The sequence below is a fragment of the Actinomadura mexicana genome (assembly GCF_900188105.1).
GTDB lineage: Bacteria > Actinomycetota > Actinomycetes > Streptosporangiales > Streptosporangiaceae > Spirillospora > Spirillospora mexicana.
Map to the genome: position 1 here is coordinate 727,672 of NZ_FZNP01000001.1, position 16,247 is coordinate 743,918.

Genomic DNA, 16,247 nt, shown 5'->3' on the forward strand with positions numbered 1-16,247 from the left:
GCGGGGGCGCGCCCCCGCAGTGGAAAGAGAGAAGTGATCGTGAGCGTTCCGGAGGAGCTCCGCTACAGCGAGGAGCACGAGTGGGTGTCGGGCCTCGGTGGCGAGGACGGCATCGTCACGGTCGGCATCACCGCGCACGCCGCCGACGCCCTCGGTGAGATCGTCTACATCGAGCTGCAGCCGTCGGAGGGTGACGCCGTCGAGGCGGGCGAGCCGTGCGGCGAGGTGGAGTCGACCAAGTCGGTGAGCGACGTCTACTCCCCCGTCAGCGGCGAGATCACCGCGATCAACAGCGCGGTGGTGGACGAGCCGAAGGTCATCAACGACGACCCGTACGGCGAGGGCTGGATCTTCAAGGTGCGGATCTCGGAGGAGCCGGGCGACCTGCTCGACTCCGCCGCCTACGACAAGCTGATCGAGGAATCATGAGCCTGAACGACTCCCTCGCGACGGCCGACCCGGAGGTCGCCGAGGCCGTCGCGGCGGAGCTGCGGCGCCAGCAGGGCACCCTGGAGATGATCGCGTCGGAGAACTTCGCGCCCGTCTCGGTGCTGGAGGCGCAGGGGTCGGTCCTGACGAACAAGTACGCCGAGGGGTACCCGGGGCGCCGGTACTACGGCGGCTGCGAGTTCGTCGACGTCACCGAGCAGCTCGCGATCGACCGGGCCAAGGCGCTGTTCGGCGCCGAGCACGCGAACGTCCAGCCGCACAGCGGGGCGCAGGCCAACACGGCCGTCTACTTCGCCATGCTCCAGCACGGCGACACGATCCTCGGCCTCGACCTCGCGCACGGCGGGCACCTCACGCACGGGATGCGGCTCAACTATTCCGGCAAGGTGCTGAACGTGGTGCCGTACCACGTCCGCGCCGAGGACGGCCTGGTCGACATGGACGAGGTGGCCTCGCTCGCGGCCGAGCACCGGCCGAAGATGATCGTGGCGGGCTGGTCGGCGTACCCGCGGCAGCTCGACTTCGCCGCGTTCCGGCGGATCGCCGACTCGGTCGGGGCGCTGCTCATGGTCGACATGGCGCACTTCGCGGGCCTGGTCGCGGCGGGGCTGCACCCCTCGCCCGTCCCGCACGCCGACATCGTGACGACCACGACGCACAAGACGCTCGGCGGCCCGCGCGGCGGTCTGATCCTCGCCCGCGAGCAGTACGGCAAGAAGATCAACTCCGCGGTGTTCCCCGGCATGCAGGGCGGCCCGCTGGAGCATGTGATCGCCGCCAAGGCCGTCGCCCTGAAGATCGCCGCGTCGGAGGAGTTCCGGGCCCGGCAGGCGGCGACGGTGGAGGGCGCGAAGCTGCTCGCCGAGCGCCTGCTCGCCGAGGACTCCGCCAAGGCCGGCGTCAGGGTGCTGACCGGCGGGACGGACGTCCACCTCGTGCTGGTCGACCTGGTGGACTCCGAGCTCACCGGGCGGGACGCCGAGGACCGCCTGCACGACATCGGCATCACGGTCAACCGCAACGCGGTGCCGAACGACCCGCGCCCGCCGATGGTCACCTCCGGCCTGCGGATCGGCACCCCGGCCCTGGCGACCCGCGGCTTCACCGCCGAGGACTTCGCCGAGGTCGCGGACGTGATCGCGCTGGCGCTGCAGCCGTCCTTCGACCGGGACGGGCTCGCGGCCCGGGTGAAGGCGCTGGCCGACCGGCACCCCCTGTACTCGAACCTGTGACGTTCCGGCGCCCCCTCCCCTCGCGGGGAGGGGGCACGGCGACAACGAGGTAGCGATGGCCATCAGCGTTTTCGACCTGTTCAAGATCGGTATCGGACCGTCGTCCTCCCACACGGGCGGCCCGATGGCCGCGGCGCACCGGTTCGCCCGGGGGCTGCAGGGCGACGGGCTGCTGGAGAAGACCGCGTCCGTCGCCGTCACCCTCTACGGGTCGCTCGGCCTCACCGGCAAGGGCCACGGCTCCGACAAGGCCGTCATCCTCGGCCTCGAAGGCGACAAACCCGAACTCGTCGACGTCGACCGGGTGGACGAGCGGCTCGCCGCCATCCGTGAGCGCGGGGCGCTGCGCCTGTTCGGCGACCACGACATCCCGTTCGTGGTCAACGAGCACCTGGTCTTCGAGCGCAAGGAGTCGCTGCCCGGCCACCCCAACGGGATGCGCTTCACGGCCCTGGACGCCTCGGGCGAGGAGCTGCGCGCCAAGGTGTACTACTCGGTCGGCGGCGGCTTCATCCTGGACGAGAACGCCACCGGCGCCGACCGCATCAAGCCCGACGACACCGTCCTGCCCCACCCCTTCGACACGGCCGCCGAGCTGCTCGAACGCTGCCGGGAGACGGGTCTGTCGGTCTCGGCGCTGATGCTGGAGAACGAGAAGGCGTTCGGCCGCGACGCCTCCGAGATCCACGACGGCCTGCTCGAACTCTGGCAGGTCATGCGGGCCTGCGTCGTCCGGGGCTGCACGCGCGAGGGCCTCCTGCCGGGCGGGCTCAAGGTGCGCCGCCGCGCTCCCCAGCTGCACCGCCAGCTCTCCGTCGAGAAGGCGTCTGACCCGCTCCACGCGATGGACTGGATCACCCTGTTCGCGCTCGCCGTCAACGAGGAGAACGCCGCGGGCGGGCGGATCGTCACCGCCCCCACCAACGGCGCCGCGGGCATCATCCCGGCCGTCCTGCACTACTACGACCGGTTCATCCCCGGCCGGGACGACGAGGGCGTCGTGCGCTTCCTGCTGACGGCCGGAGCGATCGGCGTGCTGTTCAAGCAGAACGCCTCGATCTCCGGCGCCGAGGTCGGCTGCCAGGGCGAGGTGGGCTCGGCCTGCTCGATGGCCGCCGCCGGGCTCACCGAGGTCCTCGGCGGCACCCCCGAGCAGGTGGAGAACGCCGCCGAGATCGGCATCGAGCACAACCTCGGCCTGACCTGCGACCCGGTCGGCGGCCTGGTCCAGGTCCCCTGCATCGAGCGCAACGCCGTCGGCGCCGTCAAGGCCATCAGCGCCGCCCGGATCTCCCTGCGCGGCGACGGCCGCCACTTCGTCTCCCTCGACAAGGCCATCAAGACCATGCGCGACACCGGCCGCGACATGCTCGACAAGTACAAGGAGACCTCGCGCGGCGGCCTCGCCGTCAACGTCATCGAGTGCTGAGCGCCCGCACTACCGGAGCGGGATGTCGAGCCCGTGCTCGCCCTCGGGCCGCGGGCCGCGGATGCGCCGGTCGGCCTCGCCGATCGCGACGTCGTTGATGCTCGCCTCCCGCCGCCGCATCAGGCCGCGCTCGTCGAACTCCCACAGCTCGTTGCCGTAGCTGCGCCACCACTGCCCGCCGGCGTCGTGCCATTCGTACTGGAACCGGACGGCCATGCGGTTCTCGCGGAACCCCCACAGGCTCTTGCGCAGCGCGTAGTCGAGCTCCCGCTCCCACTTCGCCGTCAGGAAGGCGATGATCTCCTCCCGCCCGGTGACGAACTGGTCCCGGTTGCGCCAGACCGAGTCGGGCGTGTAGGCCGCCGCCACCAGCTCCGGGTCGCGGGTGTTCCACGCGTCCTCGGCGGCCTGGACCTTCTGCTTCGCGGTCTCCAGGGTGAACGGCGGGTAGGGCGGACGGTCGTCGGGCACAGCGGCCTCCTCAGGTTGAGAACGAGCGTTCTCTGTCCATGCCGCTAAGGTAGGGAACGACCGTTCTCAACGTCAAGTCAGGAGCGCCGATGCCGGCCGCGATCACCGAGGAGCAGCAGGACCGGGACCGCCAGGGGCTGCTGGACGTCGCGGAGCGCCTCTTCTACCGGCAGGGCGTCCAGGCGGTGGGCATGGACGAGCTGCGGACCGTGTCCGGCCTGCCGCTCAAGCGCATCTACCGGCTCTTCCCGACGAAGGAGGCCCTGGTGGTCGCGGTGCTGGACCGCCGCGACCACCGCTGGCGGGGGAGCCTGGCCGCCCATCTGGACGCGGAGCACGACCCCCGGCGGCGCGTCCTCGCCCTGTTCGACTGGCTCGGCGCGTGGTTCACCGAGCCCGGCTTCCGCGGCTGCGCCTGGGTCAACGCCCACGGGGAGCTCGGCTCGTCCTCCCCCGCGATCACGGACGCGGCCCGAGCCCACAAGCGGGCCTTCCACGACCAGGTCGTCGCCCTGGTCTCCCCCGTCGACGCGTCCGCCGCCGAACCCGTCTACCTGCTCGCCGAGGGCGCCATCGTGGTCGCCGGAATCCAAGGCGACCCCACCGCCGCCGCCCGCGCCCGGACCGGCGCCCGACTCCTCCTGGACAGGGCCCACCGGGGTTGACCCTGCCGTTGGCGGCAGGGTTCCACGATCGGGGCATGGAGACGAATTCGCAGGTCGTCCTGGTCACCGGCGCGGGAACCGGGATCGGACGCGCGACGGCGCGCATGTTCGCGGCCGGAGGTGCCCGGGTGGTGGCCGTCGGACGCCGCGCGGAACCGCTGGCCGAGACCGCGCACGGGCACCCCGGCATCGAGCCGCTCGCCGCCGACATCACCGGCGACGGCGCCGCCGCCGAGATCGTGCGCAGTGTGACGGACGCGCACGGGCGACTGGACGTGCTGGTCAACAACGCGGCGATCGTCCGGAGCGGGACCCTGGAAACCCTCACCCCGGAGGCGATCGCGCCGCAGCTGGCGACGAACCTCGTCGCGCCCGCCCTGTTGACCCGGGCGGCGCTGCCCGCGCTGGACGGCGGCGGGGTCGTCGTCAACGTCAGCACGTCCGTCGGGCAGCGGGGCTGGCCGGGCAACGCGTTCTACGCCGCCACGAAGTCGGCGCTGGAGACGCTCACGCGCAGCTGGGCACTGGAGCTCGCGCCTCGCGGGATCCGGGTGGCCGCCGTGGCCCCCGGCGCGATCGCCACCCCGATCGGCGAGCACCAGGGCCTCTCCGCCGAGCGCTTGGCGGCGCTCCGGAGATGGCAGATCGAGCACACCCCGCTCGGACGCGTCGGGCGTCCCGAGGAGGTCGCATGGGCGATCACGCGGCTGGCCTCGCCCGACGCCTCGTTCGTCACCGGGGTCGTCCTCGCGGTGGACGGGGGCGCGGTGGTCGCCTGAGCACCGGCGGGCCCGCCACCTGGTAGAACCGGGAGCGGAGGTGGTGACGGTGCGGATCGGCGAGCTGGCGCGGATCACGGGGACGACGCCGCGCGCGCTGCGGCACTACGAGGAGGCGGGGCTGATCACGTCCCGCCGGGCGGGCAACGGATACCGGATCTACGAGGACGACGCGGCCGTGCGGGTCCGCAACATCCGGGAGCTTCTCGCCGTCGGCCTCACCCTCGACGACGTGCGCGCGTTCTCGATCTGCCTGGACGGCGACGTGACGGCCTCGCCGCCGTCCGAGCGGGGCCTCCAGATCGCCCTGGACCGCCTCGCCGTCCTCGACGCCCGCATCGCCGCCCAGACCAAGGCCCGCAACCGTCTCGCCACCGCCCTGACACGGGCGACCGAGCGACGCCCCGCACCAGCCCACCGGCGCGCGACTTCCGGCGGCCCCCGCCCAGGTCGGCCGGTTCCGCACACACCGGGAACCGTGTGATGATCGCGGCATGCGGGGCGGGCCGCGAGCGGGGCTGCTCGCCACAGCCGGTGTCGCCACGAGCGCGGCGATCTCGGAAGGAATCCGGGCCTCGCAGAGGCGCGGATCAGCCGATGACCGGGCCCAGGTAGCCGCGCAGGACCTTCTTGAGCTCGCGGATCAGGGCCGGGCGGTCTTCCGCCGCGGACGCGACGACCAGTGATCGCGATGAGCACCAGGCGCCGCAGCGGCCTGCCCTCGATGCGCTCTCCCGGAGATCTCACGCTGGTCAGCCTGCCCCCCGCCAGGTAACGGCGCCCTTACCAGGGCTTGGCCCTCGGGCAGACGTATTTTGCGTTCGCGCTTGCCTCCCGTTAGGGACAGTTATCCGGCCGCTGGCTTCCTCACTCATAGCGTGAGGCTGTGAGGAAAGTTCCATTTGAGTGGTACGGAAAGGAGTCGGAGATGCGGATGATGGCCCTGGTGGCGGCCGGCGCGATGGTGGCTGTCGCTGCCGCCGGATGCGGGGGCGGCGCCACGTCACGCTCCACCAGGACGGCGGGCCCATCCGCCGGCGCGAAGGCGGCGGCCCCGACCGAGTCCAACCCTCCGGGCGACATCCCCGACAACACGGTGTACGTCGCGTTCCGGCCGTCCACCGGCCTGTATGAGGTGAAGGTGCCCGAGGGGTGGGCGCGGACGGATCTTGCCGGCGGGGCGAGCTTCACCGACAAGCTCAACACCGTTCGGGCCGAGGCCGCGCCGGCTGCGTCCGCGCCGACCGTGCAGAACGTCCGCGACCAGGCGCTGAAGATCGGCGCACCGAGGATGGCTGTGGTGAAGACTGAGACGGTGCAGCGCAAGGGCGGCACCGCGATCCGGCTGGTGTACCGGTTCGACAGCGCACCGAACCCGGTGACCGGGAAGGTCGTACGGGACGAGGCCGAACGGTACGCGTTCTACAAGTCCGGCCAGGAGGCGGTGCTCACGCTGTCGGGGCCGGTAGGCGCCGACAACGTCGACCCCTGGAAGACCATTTCCGACTCTTTCCGGTGGCTGCGGTGACCGAAGCGGTCCTGCAGGCCAACGAGCTCTACCGGTTCTACCGGGCCGGAGATGAGGAGACGCTCGCTTTGCGGGGGGTTTCGCTCGCGGTCGAGGCGGGCGAGTTCGTCGCGGTGACCGGACCGTCGGGGTCCGGCAAATCCACCCTGCTGGCGTGCATGGCCGCCCTGGACGAGCCCGACGGTGGCGCGGTGCGCGTCTCCGGGATCCGGATCAGCCATCGCCCGCAGGCCGAGCGCACGAGCCTGCGCGCCCGTCTGGTCGGGATGCTGTTCCAGTCCGGCAACCTGCTGGAACATCTCACTGTCCGGGCCAACATCGACCTGGCGCAGCGGCTGGCGGGCCGTCGTGACAGCGGCCGCCGCGACGCCCTGCTGGAGGAGCTCGGGCTCGCCGACCGGGACCGGTCCCGGCCCGCGCAGCTGTCCGGCGGGGAAGCGGCCCGCGCGGGCCTGGCGGTCGCGCTGGCCAACCGCCCTGCGGTGCTGCTGGCCGACGAGCCGACCGGCGAACTGGACCGCCGCACCGAGGACCGTGTCCTCGGCCTGCTGCGCCGCCAGGCCGAGCATGGCGCCGCGGTGGTCGTGGCCTCGCACAGTCCCGCCGTCGCGGCCGCCGCCGACCGCACGATCACGCTCGAGGACGGACGAAGGACATGACCGGACACGATGCGAGCGGACACGTTGGAGACGACCTCGTCCGGCTGACCGGTGTCGCCCGTACCTACGGGCGCGGCGCCACCGCCGTGGTCGCCGTGCACGAGGTGACCTGCGCGGTCCGCCGCGCCGACCGCATTGCGGTCACCGGCGCGTCCGGGTCGGGCAAGTCGACGCTGCTGCACCTGGTCGGCGGCCTGGACGAGCCGACCGCCGGGCGGATCGAATGGCCGGCGCTCGACGGTCGGCCCTTCGGCCGGCCCGGCGTCGCCGGCATGATCTTCCAGGGGCCGAGCCTGCTGACACCGCTGGACGTCCTGGACAACACCGCTCTGCCCCTCGGGCTCGTCGGTCTGGACGAGGAGCAGGCCCGGCGGCGTGCCGCCGACGCCCTCCACTCCGTGGGGCTCGCCGACCTCGCCTTCCGGTTGCCGGAGGAGCTGTCGGGCGGGCAGGCGCAGCGGGTCGCAGTGGCCCGGGTGCTCGCCGCTCGGCCCCGTCTGATCATCGCCGACGAGCCGACCGCGCAGCTCGGTTCGGCGCATGCCGTCCAGGTCGTCGATCTGCTGTTGCGGGCGGCCGACGAGCTGGACGCCGGTCTGATCATCGCGACGCACGACTCGCACATGGCCGCCCGGCTGCCGACGCGCTGGCGGATGGCCGACGGCATGCTCATGGAGGGAGAGCCATGCTCGTCCTGATGTGGCTGGGCGGCCTGCTGGCCCGCCGTCCCGCCCGGCTGGCGATGACCGCCGCCGGCATCGCCGTCGCGGTGGGCCTGCTGGCCTCGCTCGGCACGTTCCTGGCCTCGGCCAAGTCGACCATGACCCAGCGGTCGGCCGCCGGGGTGGCCGTGGACTGGCAGGTGGAGATGCAACCTGGCGCGGCCGTGCCGGACCTGCGGTCCCTGGTTCGCGGTGTCAAAGCCCAGTTGCCGGTCGGGTTCGCCGCCACCACGGGGCTGCAGTCGCGGTCCCAGGGCCAGGTGCTCGACACCGGCCCCGGCCAGGTCCTCGGCTTGCCGCCCGGCTATGCCGCCACGTTCCCCGGCGAGCTGCGCGCGCTGGCCGGTCGGGCCGACGGTGTCCTGCTGGCTCAGCAGACCGCCGCGAACCTGCACGCCGCACCCGGCTCGACCGTCACCATCCACCGCGCCGGACTGCCGGACACATCGGTCAGAGTCGACGGCGTCGTCGACCTGCCCGCGGCCGACTCGCTGTTCCAGAAGGTCGGCGCGCCCGCCGGGGCGCAGCCGCAGGCCCCGCCCGACAACATCGTCCTGCTGCCCGCCGCGACCTGGCACCGGCTGTTCGACAACGCGCCGCGCGCCGCCGCCCGCACCCAGGTGCACGTGCGGCTGAGCCGCAACCTTCCCGCCGACCCCTCCGCCGCCTACATCGCCGACACCGGCGCCGCCCGCAACCTGGAGGCAGGGTTGGCCGGCACCGGGCTGGTGGGCGACAACCTCGGCGCCGCGCTCGGCGCCGCCCGCGAGGACGCCGCCTACGCCCAGGTCCTGTTCCTGTTCCTCGGCGTGCCCGGCGCGGCGCTGGCCGCCCTGCTCACCGCGCTCGTCGCCGCATCGGGGGCGCCACGGCGGCGCGCCGAGCAGGCCCTGCTGCGCACCCGCGGCGCGTCCCTGCGCACCCTGCTCGGCCTCGCCGCCGCCGAGGCCGCCCTGACCGGGATCGCCGGCGCCGCCGTCGGGCTCGGGCTGGCCGCGCTCACCGGGCGGCTGGTGTTCGGCGCTGTCCGGTTCGGCACCAGCACCGGCTCCGCGGTGTTGTGGGCGGTGATCGCCGCCGCCGCCGGGCTGCTGGTCGCCGCGCTGACCGTGCTACTGCCCGCCGCGCGCGACGCGGCCACCGTCGGCGTCGTCGCCGCGCGCCGCGCGATCGGCCCGCCGCGCCGCGACCCCGCCTGGATGCGCTACGGCGTGGACCTGTGGCTGCTGGCCGCCTCCGCCCTGGTCTTCTGGATCACCAGCCGCAACGGCTACACCATCGTGCTCGTCCCCGAAGGGCTGCCGACCATCTCCGTCAGCTACTGGGCGTTCGCCGGCCCCGCACTGCTCTGGACGGGCGGCGGCCTGCTGGCCTGGCGCGTCGTGTACATGCTGCTCGGCCCGCGCCGCTCCGCAGCACCAGCCGTTCCCGCCGGGCCGTCCAGCGCGGACGCCGGTACCGGCGCCGGCGTCGGCGCGACATCGGCGCGGTTCCGCGCCACCACCGGCGCGGAACCGCTGCGGCGGCGGCTCCTCAAACGGCTGCTCCGCCCGATCGCCGGGCCCCTCGCCGGGACCGTGACCGCCTCCCTCAGCGGGCAGCGCACCCTGCTCGCCCGCACGGTCTCCTTGGCCGCGCTGGCCGTGGTGTTCGCCGCATCCACCGCCGTGTTCGACGCCACCTACCGGCAGCAGGCCGTCGCCGACGCCCAGTTGACCAACGGCGCCGACGTCACCGTCACCGAGTCGCCAGGCGCGTACGCTCCGCCGTCGTTGGAGAAGCAGATCGCCGCGACCCGCGGCGTCGGCACGGTCGAGCCCCTCCAGCACCGCCTCGCCTACGTCGGCGCCGACCTGCAGGACATCTACGGCATCCGGACCTCCACCATCGCCCGCACCACCCACCTGCAGAACGCCTACTTCTCCGGCGGCACCACCCACGACGTGCTCAGCCGGCTGGCCCACCGGCCCGACGGCGTGCTGGTCAGCGTCGAGACCGTGAAGGACTTCCAACTGCAGCCCGGCGATCTACTGCGGTTGCGCCTCCAAGACGGCCGCACCAAGCAATACCGGACAGTCCCGTTCCACTACACCGGTGTCGTCAAGGAGTTCCCCACCGCGCCGCGCGACAGCTTCCTGGTCGCCAACGCCGACTACATCGCCCGCCAGACCGGCACCGACACCATCGGCTCGTTCCTGGTCAACACCCGCGGCGGCGCCTCCCCGCCAACCGTCGCCCACGCACTGCGCAACCAGCTGGGCCCGCAGCCGCAGATCACCGACATCCACACCACCCGCAACGTCGTCGGCTCCAGCCTCACCGCCGTCGACCTCGGCGGACTCACCCGCATCGAACTCGGCTACGCCTTCGTCCTGGTCGCCCTGGCCACCGGCCTGCTCCTGGCCCTCGGCTTCACCGAACACCGCCGCAACTTCGCGCTGGTCCGCGCGATGGGAGCCCGGCCACGCCAAGTCGGCGCATTCATCTGGGCCGAAGTCGCGGTCGTCCTGATCGGAGCCGCGGCACTCGGCTCACTCGGCGGGTGGATCCTGTCCCGGATGCTGGTCAAAGTACTGACCGGCGTATTCGACCCGCCACCCGACCACCTCGCCGTGCCCTGGCCCTATCTCAGCGCCGTCGCCGGCGCCGGCATCGCAGCCATGATCACCGCCGCTCTCGTCGCGCTGCGCGCCGCCAAGCGCCCGCCCCTCACCGTCCTGCGCGACCTGTAACAGACCTTGATGATCGCCGGACTGCACCATGACCCGAGGACGAACGGGCTGCCGCCTCCCGGGTCAGCGGAAGACGCCGGTGTGGCCGAGGGAGTAACGGCCGGGCTGTGGGAACACGCACAGGCCGTGCGGCCCGTCGCCGACCTTGACCCGGCGGAGCCGGTGGAGGTGGAGATCGCATACACCTCGGAGTTGTAGCGGCCCGACAGCCACAGGACCTTTCCGTCCGCCGAGACTCAGCCCATGTCCGGCGAGCCGCCGCCATCCCCGCCAGCCCCGCAGCGGTCGGTTGGGGTGCCCGGTGGCAGCGGTACGCCCGGCGCTCACTCTCGCCGCCTCGTTCGCCGCGTACGCCACCGGCCAGGTCGTCTTCCTGAAGGAGCTCGGCATCGGGATGGCGCTCGCGGTCGCCGTCGACGCCACGCTGATCCGTGCGGTGCTCGTCCCGGCCCTCATGCGGCTCGCGGGCCCGTTCAACTGGTGGGCGCCGGGCCCCCTGCGGCGCCTCCACCGGCGCATCGGGATGTCGGAGGAACCCGCGCCGAACGCCTCGATCTCCGGCGCCGAGGTCGGCTGTCAGGGCGAGGTGGGCTCGGCCTGCTCGATGGCCGCCGCCGGGCTCACCGAGGTCCTCGGCGGCACCCCGGAGCAGGTGGAGAACGCCGCCGAGATCGGCATCGAGCACAACCTCGGCCTGACATGCGACCCCGTGGGCGGCCTGGTCCAGGTCCCCTGCATCGAGCGCAACGCCGTCGGCGCCGTCAAGGCCATCAGCGCCGCCCGGATCTCCCTGCGCGGCGACGGCCGCCACTTCGTCTCCCTCGACAAGGCCATCAAGACCATGCGCGACACCGGCCGCGACATGCTCGACAAGTACAAGGAGACCTCGCGCGGCGGCCTCGCCGTCAACGTCATCGAGTGCTGAGCGCCTCTTCTACCGGCAGGGCGTCCAGGCGGTGGGCATGGACGAGCTGCGGACCGTCTCCGGCCTGCCGCTCAAGCGCATCTACCGGCTCTTCCCGACGAAGGAGGCGCTCGTCGTCGCGATGCTGGACCGCCGCGACCGCCGCTGGCGCACGAGCCTGGCGGCCCACCTGGACGCCGAACCCGACCCCCGGCTGCGCGTCCTCGCCCTGTTCGACTGGCTCGGCGCGTGGTTCGCCGAGCCCGGCTTCCGCGGCTGCGCCTGGGTGAACGCCCACGGGGAGCTCGGCTCGTCCTCCCCGGCGATCGCGGAGGCGGCGCGAGCCCACAAGCGCGCCTTCCACGACCAGGTCCTCGCCCTGGTCTCCCCCGTCGACACGTCCGCCGCCGAGCCCGTCCACCTGCTCGCCGAGGGCGCCATCGTCGTCGCCGGGATCCAGGGCGACCCCACCGCCGCCGCCCGCGCCCGGGCCGGCGCCATGCTCCTCCTGGATCGGACCGCCCGGGCTTGACCTTGCCGTTGGCGGCAGGGTTCCACGCTGGGGGCATGGAGACGAACTCGCAGGACAGAGTCGTCCTGGTCACCGGCGCGGGGACCGGGATCGGACGCGCGACGGCGCGCATGTTCGCCGCCGAAGGAGCCCGGGTGGTGGCCGTCGGGCGGCGGCCCGAGCCGCTCGCCGAGACCGCGCACGGGCATCCCGGCATCGAGCCGCTCGCCGCCGACATCACCGGCGACGGAGCCGCCGCCGAGATCGTGCGCAGGGTGACGGACGCGCACGGAGGGCTGGACGTGCTGGTCAACAACGCGGCGGTCGTCCAGAGCGGGACCCTGGAGACCCTCGCCCCGGAGTCGATCGCACCGCAGCTCGCGACGAACCTCGTGGCGCCCGTGCTGCTGACCCGGGCGGCGCTGCCCGCGCTGGACGGCGGCGGGGTGGTCGTCAACGTCAGCACGTCCGTCGGGCAGCGGGGCTGGCCGGGCAACGCGTTCTACGCCGCCACCAAGTCGGCGCTGGAGACGCTCACGCGCAGCTGGGCGCTGGAGCTGGCGCCCCGCGGCATCCGGGTGGCCGCCGTGGCGCCCGGCGCGATCGCCACCCCGATCGGCGAGCACCAGGGCCTCTCCGCCGAGCGCCTGGCGGCGCTCCGGCAGTGGCAGATCGAGCACACCCCGCTCGGCCGTGTCGGCCGCCCCGAGGAGGTCGCCTGGGCGATCACGCGGCTGGCCTCGCCCGCCGCCTCGTTCGTCACCGGAGTCGTCCTCGCGGTGGACGGGGGCGCGGTGGTCGGCTGAGCGCCGGCACGCCCCGGCGCCTGGTAGGACTGGGGGCGGAGGTGGTGGCGGTGCGGATCGGCGAGCTGGCGCGGATCACCGGGACGACGCCGCGCGCGCTGCGGCACTACGAAGAGGCGGGTCTGCTCGCGTCCCGCCGGGCGGGCAACGGGTACCGGGTCTACGACGAGAGCGCGGCCGTGCGGGTCCGCAACATCCGGGAGCTGCTCGCCGTCGGCCTCACGCTCGACGACGTGCGCGCGTTCTCGGTCTGCCTGGACGGCGACGTCGCGGCCTCGCCCCCGTCCGCCAGGGGCCTCCAGATCGCACAGGATCGCCTCGCGATCCTCGACGCCCGCATCAGCGCCCAGGCCGAAGCCCGCGACCGCCTCGCGACCGCCCTGGCCCGGGCGAGCGGGCGACGCCCCGCGCCGGCCCGCTGACGCCCGACTTCCGGGGCCCCGCCCGGGTCGGCCGCTTCCGCACACACCGGGAACCATGTGATGATCGCGGCATGCCGATCGATTCGCACCTGCTCGCGGTGTTCTTCGTGACCTCGATCATCGCCATGGTGATTCCCGGTCCCGACATGCTGTTCGTCCTCGGGTGCGGCATGCGGGGCGGGCCGCGGGCGGGGCTCCTCGCCACGGCCGGGGTCGCGACGAGCGAGGCGGTGCACATCGCCGTGGCGGCGGCGGGGCTGGCCGCGCTCTTCGCGGCGGTACCGGTCGCGTTCACGGTGGTCCGTGTCGTCGGGGCCGCCTACCTGATCTATCTGGGCGTCCAGACCCTGCGGCACCGCAAGGACGTGGACGCGGCACCGGACGGGGTCTCGGGGCGGCGGGCGTACTTCAACGGGCTGCTGACCAACCTGCTGAACCCGAAGATGGTCACGTTCACCGTCGCGTTCCTGCCCCAGTTCATCGAACCCGGGCTCGGGCACGTGTGGGCGCAGTTCGCGATCCTCGGCGCCATCCTGATCGCACTGGAGTTCCTCGTGGACGGCACGGTCGGCGTCCTCGCCGGACGCATCGGGGACTGGCTGCGCCGCCGCCACACCGCGCGCAGGCGGCTCAACGTCACCGTGGGCACCCTGTTCATCGGCCTCGGCGTCCGCCTGGCCGCGGAGCGCTGACGCCGCGACGCGGGCGGGGTCAGGGGCGGGCGCCTCGGCCGGTCGGGGAGTGGGCGCCCTGGCGGGCCTCGCTGCCGCAGTGGCGGCAGACGACCAGGGGGCTGACCGTCTCGCCGCAGGAGTGGCGCCAGCGGACGGGCGGGTCGTCCGGGTGCAGGTGCCGGTCGCCCCAGGCCATCAGCACGAGCAGGACGTCGCACAGTTCCATGCCGGCGGGCGTGAGGCGGTACTCGTGGCGCACCGGGTGGTCGCTGTAGCGCTCGCGGCGGATGACGCCGCCCGCCTCCAGCTTGCGGAGGCGGGCGGTGAGGATGTCGCGGGACGCGCCGGTGTTGCGGACGATCTGGTCGAAGCGCCGCACCCCGTAGCTCAGCTCCCGGATCGCCAGCAGGCTCCAGCGCTCGCCGACCAGGTCCAGGGTGTCGGCGATCGAGCACTCGCGCGGATCGGCGTCCTTCGGCATACCGGGAAGCCTAGCCGCCGGACCTGGCCGGACCGGCCGTCAGAGCCGCTCCACGACGGTGGCGTTGGCCAGCCCGCCCGCCTCGCACATGGTCTGCAGTCCGAACCGGCCGCCGCGGTCCTCCAGGGCGTGCAGCAGCGTCGTCATGAGGCGGGCGCCGCTCGCGCCGAGCGGGTGGCCGATGGCGATCGCGCCGCCGCGCACGTTGACGCGCGCCAGGTCGGCGCCGGTCTCGCGCGCCCACGCGAGGACGACCGGGGCGAACGCCTCGTTCACCTCGAACAGGTCGATGTCGTCGAGGGTGAGGCCGCCGCGCTCCAGCACCTTCGCGGTCGCGGGGATGATCGCGGTGAGCATCAGCAGGGGGTCGTCGCCGGTCACGGCGAAGGAGTGGAAGCGGGCGCGCGGGCGCAGGCCGAGCCGCGCGGCGACGTCGGCGCCCATGACCAGGACGGCGGCGGCGCCGTCGTTGACCGGGGAGGCGTTGCCCGCGGTGATCTTCCAGCCGATCTCGGGGAACCGCCCGGCCATGCGCTCGTCGTGGTAGGCGGGCTTCAGGCCGGCGAGGATCTCCGGCGACGTCCCCGGGCGGACGGTCTCGTCCCACTGCCCCGTCCAGGCGACCTCCCGGTCGAACTCGCCGTTCTTCCACGCCTCGGCGGCGCGCCGGTGGGACTCGTGGGCGTAGGCGTCGAGCTCCTCCCGCGACAGGTCCCAGCGGGCGGCGATCAGCTCGGCGCTGATGCCCTGGCCGACGAGGCCGCCCGGGTAGCGGCCGGGGAGCAGCGTCCCGAACGGGTCGCTGCCCGGCAGGACGCTCGACCCCATCGGCACCCGGGACATCGACTCGACCCCGCACGCGACGGCGATGTCGTAGGCGCCGCTCTGCACGCCCTGCGCCGCGATGTGCAGGGCCTGCTGCGACGAGCCGCACTGCCGGTCGACCGTCATGGCCGGGACGCTCTCGGGGAACCCGGCGGCGAGGACGGCCGTGCGGGTGATGTTGAGCGCCTGGTCGCCGGCCTGGGTGACGACGCCGCCGATCACGTCGTCCACGGCCGCCGGGTCGACGCCGGCCCGCTCGACCAGGGACGCCAGCGTCCGCGCCAGCAGGTCGGCCGGATGGTCGCCGTGCAGGGCCCCGTTCGCCCTGCCCTTGCCCAGCGGCGTGCGCACCGCCTCCACGATCACCGCGTCCCGCATGAACCCCACCTCCGTTGTGTTTTCCAACTCACTCCGCAGTATCCGCTCGGCGAGTTGGAGAGAACAATCCAGTTCCGAGGTGAGTTGGATTACACAACTATGCAGGCAAAAAACCCGGGGGCCGCGGCTGGTCGCCGCCGCCCCCGGGTCTCGGACCGCTCAGCGGGAGGGGCCCGTGCCGTGGTTCGTCTCTACCCTCCATGCGTCGAAGAGCCCCTCGGTGGAGCCGCCCGAAAGTCGTCGGTCGGACAAGCGTGCCTCCTCGATCTCCTCGACGTCGCGTTCCCTTTGGACGTTAGCCCCGCAAGCCGACATAGACCCCAAACAGGGGTCCAAACCGCCGTCAAGCATCGGGGACCGCCGCCCCAACGCGACCGTCTAGCCCTTGTACATCTCCCGCATCTTGCGCGCGGCGTCGCCCGGTTTGCGCTTCGGCCCCTTGCCCGTGGCCTCCTCGCCGCGGCGCGGCCGCTTCTCGCGCTCCGGTTCGGACTCCGCCTTGCCCGTGGGCTTACCGGGCTTGCCAGGCTTGTCGTTCACGACAACTCCCCCGATGTCGTTCCAACTGTCGGTCCATAG

General features: G+C 73.2%; 18 protein-coding genes and 2 pseudogenes. 16 read left to right on the forward strand and 4 right to left on the reverse strand.

Features of this window, described 5'->3' with window-relative positions; genetic code table 11:
• The first annotated feature begins 39 nt into the window (after positions 1–39).
• From gcvH to CHC11_RS03110, 3 genes are read left to right on the forward strand one after another with little or no spacing between them, the layout of a single operon-like run.
• On the forward strand, positions 40–429 hold the full coding sequence (gcvH, locus tag CHC11_RS03100) for a glycine cleavage system protein GcvH (RefSeq protein ID WP_089310298.1): 390 nt from the start codon (positions 40–42) through the stop codon (positions 427–429).
• On the forward strand, positions 426–1,682 hold the full coding sequence (locus tag CHC11_RS03105) for a serine hydroxymethyltransferase (RefSeq protein ID WP_089310001.1): 1,257 nt from the start codon (positions 426–428) through the stop codon (positions 1,680–1,682). Before gcvH ends, CHC11_RS03105 begins: the two co-directional genes overlap by 4 nt.
• Before the next feature lie 55 nt (positions 1,683–1,737).
• The gene (locus CHC11_RS03110; RefSeq protein ID WP_089310002.1) at positions 1,738–3,111 is read left to right on the forward strand and encodes an L-serine ammonia-lyase; all 1,374 of its coding nucleotides are present in this window, start codon (positions 1,738–1,740) and stop codon (positions 3,109–3,111) included.
• Positions 3,112–3,120: 9 nt separating this feature from the next.
• Here CHC11_RS03110 and CHC11_RS03115 read toward each other — a convergent pair whose 3' ends face one another.
• On the reverse strand, positions 3,121–3,582 hold the full coding sequence (locus tag CHC11_RS03115; RefSeq protein WP_089310003.1) for a nuclear transport factor 2 family protein: 462 nt from the start codon (positions 3,580–3,582) through the stop codon (positions 3,121–3,123).
• 89 nt (positions 3,583–3,671) lie between these two features.
• Here CHC11_RS03115 and CHC11_RS03120 point away from each other — a divergent pair, with 89 nt between their 5' ends.
• From CHC11_RS03120 to CHC11_RS03185, 13 genes and pseudogenes are all read left to right on the forward strand, one after another.
• Entirely contained in the window at positions 3,672–4,247 is a 576-nt protein-coding gene (locus CHC11_RS03120; RefSeq protein ID WP_089310004.1) for a TetR/AcrR family transcriptional regulator, read from the forward strand.
• 35 nt (positions 4,248–4,282) lie between these two features.
• The gene (locus tag CHC11_RS03125; protein ID WP_089310005.1) at positions 4,283–5,026 is read left to right on the forward strand and encodes an SDR family NAD(P)-dependent oxidoreductase; all 744 of its coding nucleotides are present in this window, start codon (positions 4,283–4,285) and stop codon (positions 5,024–5,026) included.
• 43 nt (positions 5,027–5,069) lie between these two features.
• Complete coding sequence (locus tag CHC11_RS03130; RefSeq protein ID WP_245918678.1) at positions 5,070–5,510, forward strand: MerR family transcriptional regulator; 441 nt, start codon at positions 5,070–5,072, stop codon at positions 5,508–5,510.
• A 444-nt stretch (positions 5,511–5,954) separates the two neighbouring features.
• A complete protein-coding gene (locus tag CHC11_RS03140; RefSeq protein ID WP_089310007.1) occupies positions 5,955–6,554 on the forward strand; it encodes a hypothetical protein in 600 nt (199 codons plus the stop codon).
• On the forward strand, positions 6,551–7,213 hold the full coding sequence (locus CHC11_RS03145; RefSeq protein WP_218825911.1) for an ABC transporter ATP-binding protein: 663 nt from the start codon (positions 6,551–6,553) through the stop codon (positions 7,211–7,213). Before CHC11_RS03140 ends, CHC11_RS03145 begins: the two co-directional genes overlap by 4 nt.
• The gene (locus tag CHC11_RS03150) at positions 7,210–7,911 is read left to right on the forward strand and encodes an ABC transporter ATP-binding protein (protein ID WP_089310009.1); all 702 of its coding nucleotides are present in this window, start codon (positions 7,210–7,212) and stop codon (positions 7,909–7,911) included. Before CHC11_RS03145 ends, CHC11_RS03150 begins: the two co-directional genes overlap by 4 nt.
• Positions 7,899–10,667: an ABC transporter permease gene (locus CHC11_RS03155; RefSeq protein WP_089310010.1), complete on the forward strand. Its 2,769-nt coding sequence runs from the start codon at positions 7,899–7,901 to the stop codon at positions 10,665–10,667. The genes CHC11_RS03150 and CHC11_RS03155 overlap by 13 nt, the downstream gene beginning before the upstream one ends.
• Before the next feature lie 301 nt (positions 10,668–10,968).
• A pseudogene (locus tag CHC11_RS42370) lies at positions 10,969–11,190 on the forward strand (MMPL family transporter); the annotation flags it as partial.
• 21 nt (positions 11,191–11,211) lie between these two features.
• Positions 11,212–11,592 (forward strand): annotated as a pseudogene (locus CHC11_RS41960) (L-serine ammonia-lyase, iron-sulfur-dependent, subunit alpha); the annotation flags it as partial.
• A gap of 37 nt (positions 11,593–11,629) precedes the next feature.
• Positions 11,630–12,103: a TetR/AcrR family transcriptional regulator gene (locus tag CHC11_RS03170; RefSeq protein ID WP_089310300.1), complete on the forward strand. Its 474-nt coding sequence runs from the start codon at positions 11,630–11,632 to the stop codon at positions 12,101–12,103.
• 35 nt (positions 12,104–12,138) lie between these two features.
• A complete protein-coding gene (locus CHC11_RS03175) occupies positions 12,139–12,888 on the forward strand; it encodes an SDR family NAD(P)-dependent oxidoreductase (RefSeq protein ID WP_089310011.1) in 750 nt (249 codons plus the stop codon).
• A gap of 50 nt (positions 12,889–12,938) precedes the next feature.
• Positions 12,939–13,310, forward strand: a complete 372-nt coding sequence (locus CHC11_RS03180; protein WP_089310301.1) for a MerR family transcriptional regulator — start codon at positions 12,939–12,941, stop codon at positions 13,308–13,310.
• Positions 13,311–13,381: 71 nt separating this feature from the next.
• Entirely contained in the window at positions 13,382–14,002 is a 621-nt protein-coding gene (locus tag CHC11_RS03185; RefSeq protein ID WP_089310012.1) for a LysE family translocator, read from the forward strand.
• 19 nt (positions 14,003–14,021) lie between these two features.
• Here the strand turns inward: CHC11_RS03185 and CHC11_RS03190 are convergent, their stop codons facing one another.
• The 3 genes from CHC11_RS03190 to CHC11_RS41050 form a co-directional block, all read right to left on the reverse strand.
• Positions 14,022–14,465 (reverse strand): winged helix-turn-helix transcriptional regulator, encoded by a 444-nt coding sequence (locus CHC11_RS03190; protein WP_089310013.1) that lies wholly within the window; start codon positions 14,463–14,465, stop codon positions 14,022–14,024.
• 39 nt (positions 14,466–14,504) lie between these two features.
• A complete protein-coding gene (locus CHC11_RS03195; RefSeq protein WP_089310302.1) occupies positions 14,505–15,668 on the reverse strand; it encodes a thiolase family protein in 1,164 nt (387 codons plus the stop codon).
• 378 nt (positions 15,669–16,046) lie between these two features.
• Positions 16,047–16,208 carry a hypothetical protein gene (locus CHC11_RS41050; RefSeq protein ID WP_179278653.1) on the reverse strand — a complete coding sequence of 54 codons (162 nt, stop codon included), beginning with the start codon at positions 16,206–16,208 and terminating at the stop codon, positions 16,047–16,049.
• Positions 16,209–16,247 lie beyond the last annotated feature (39 nt).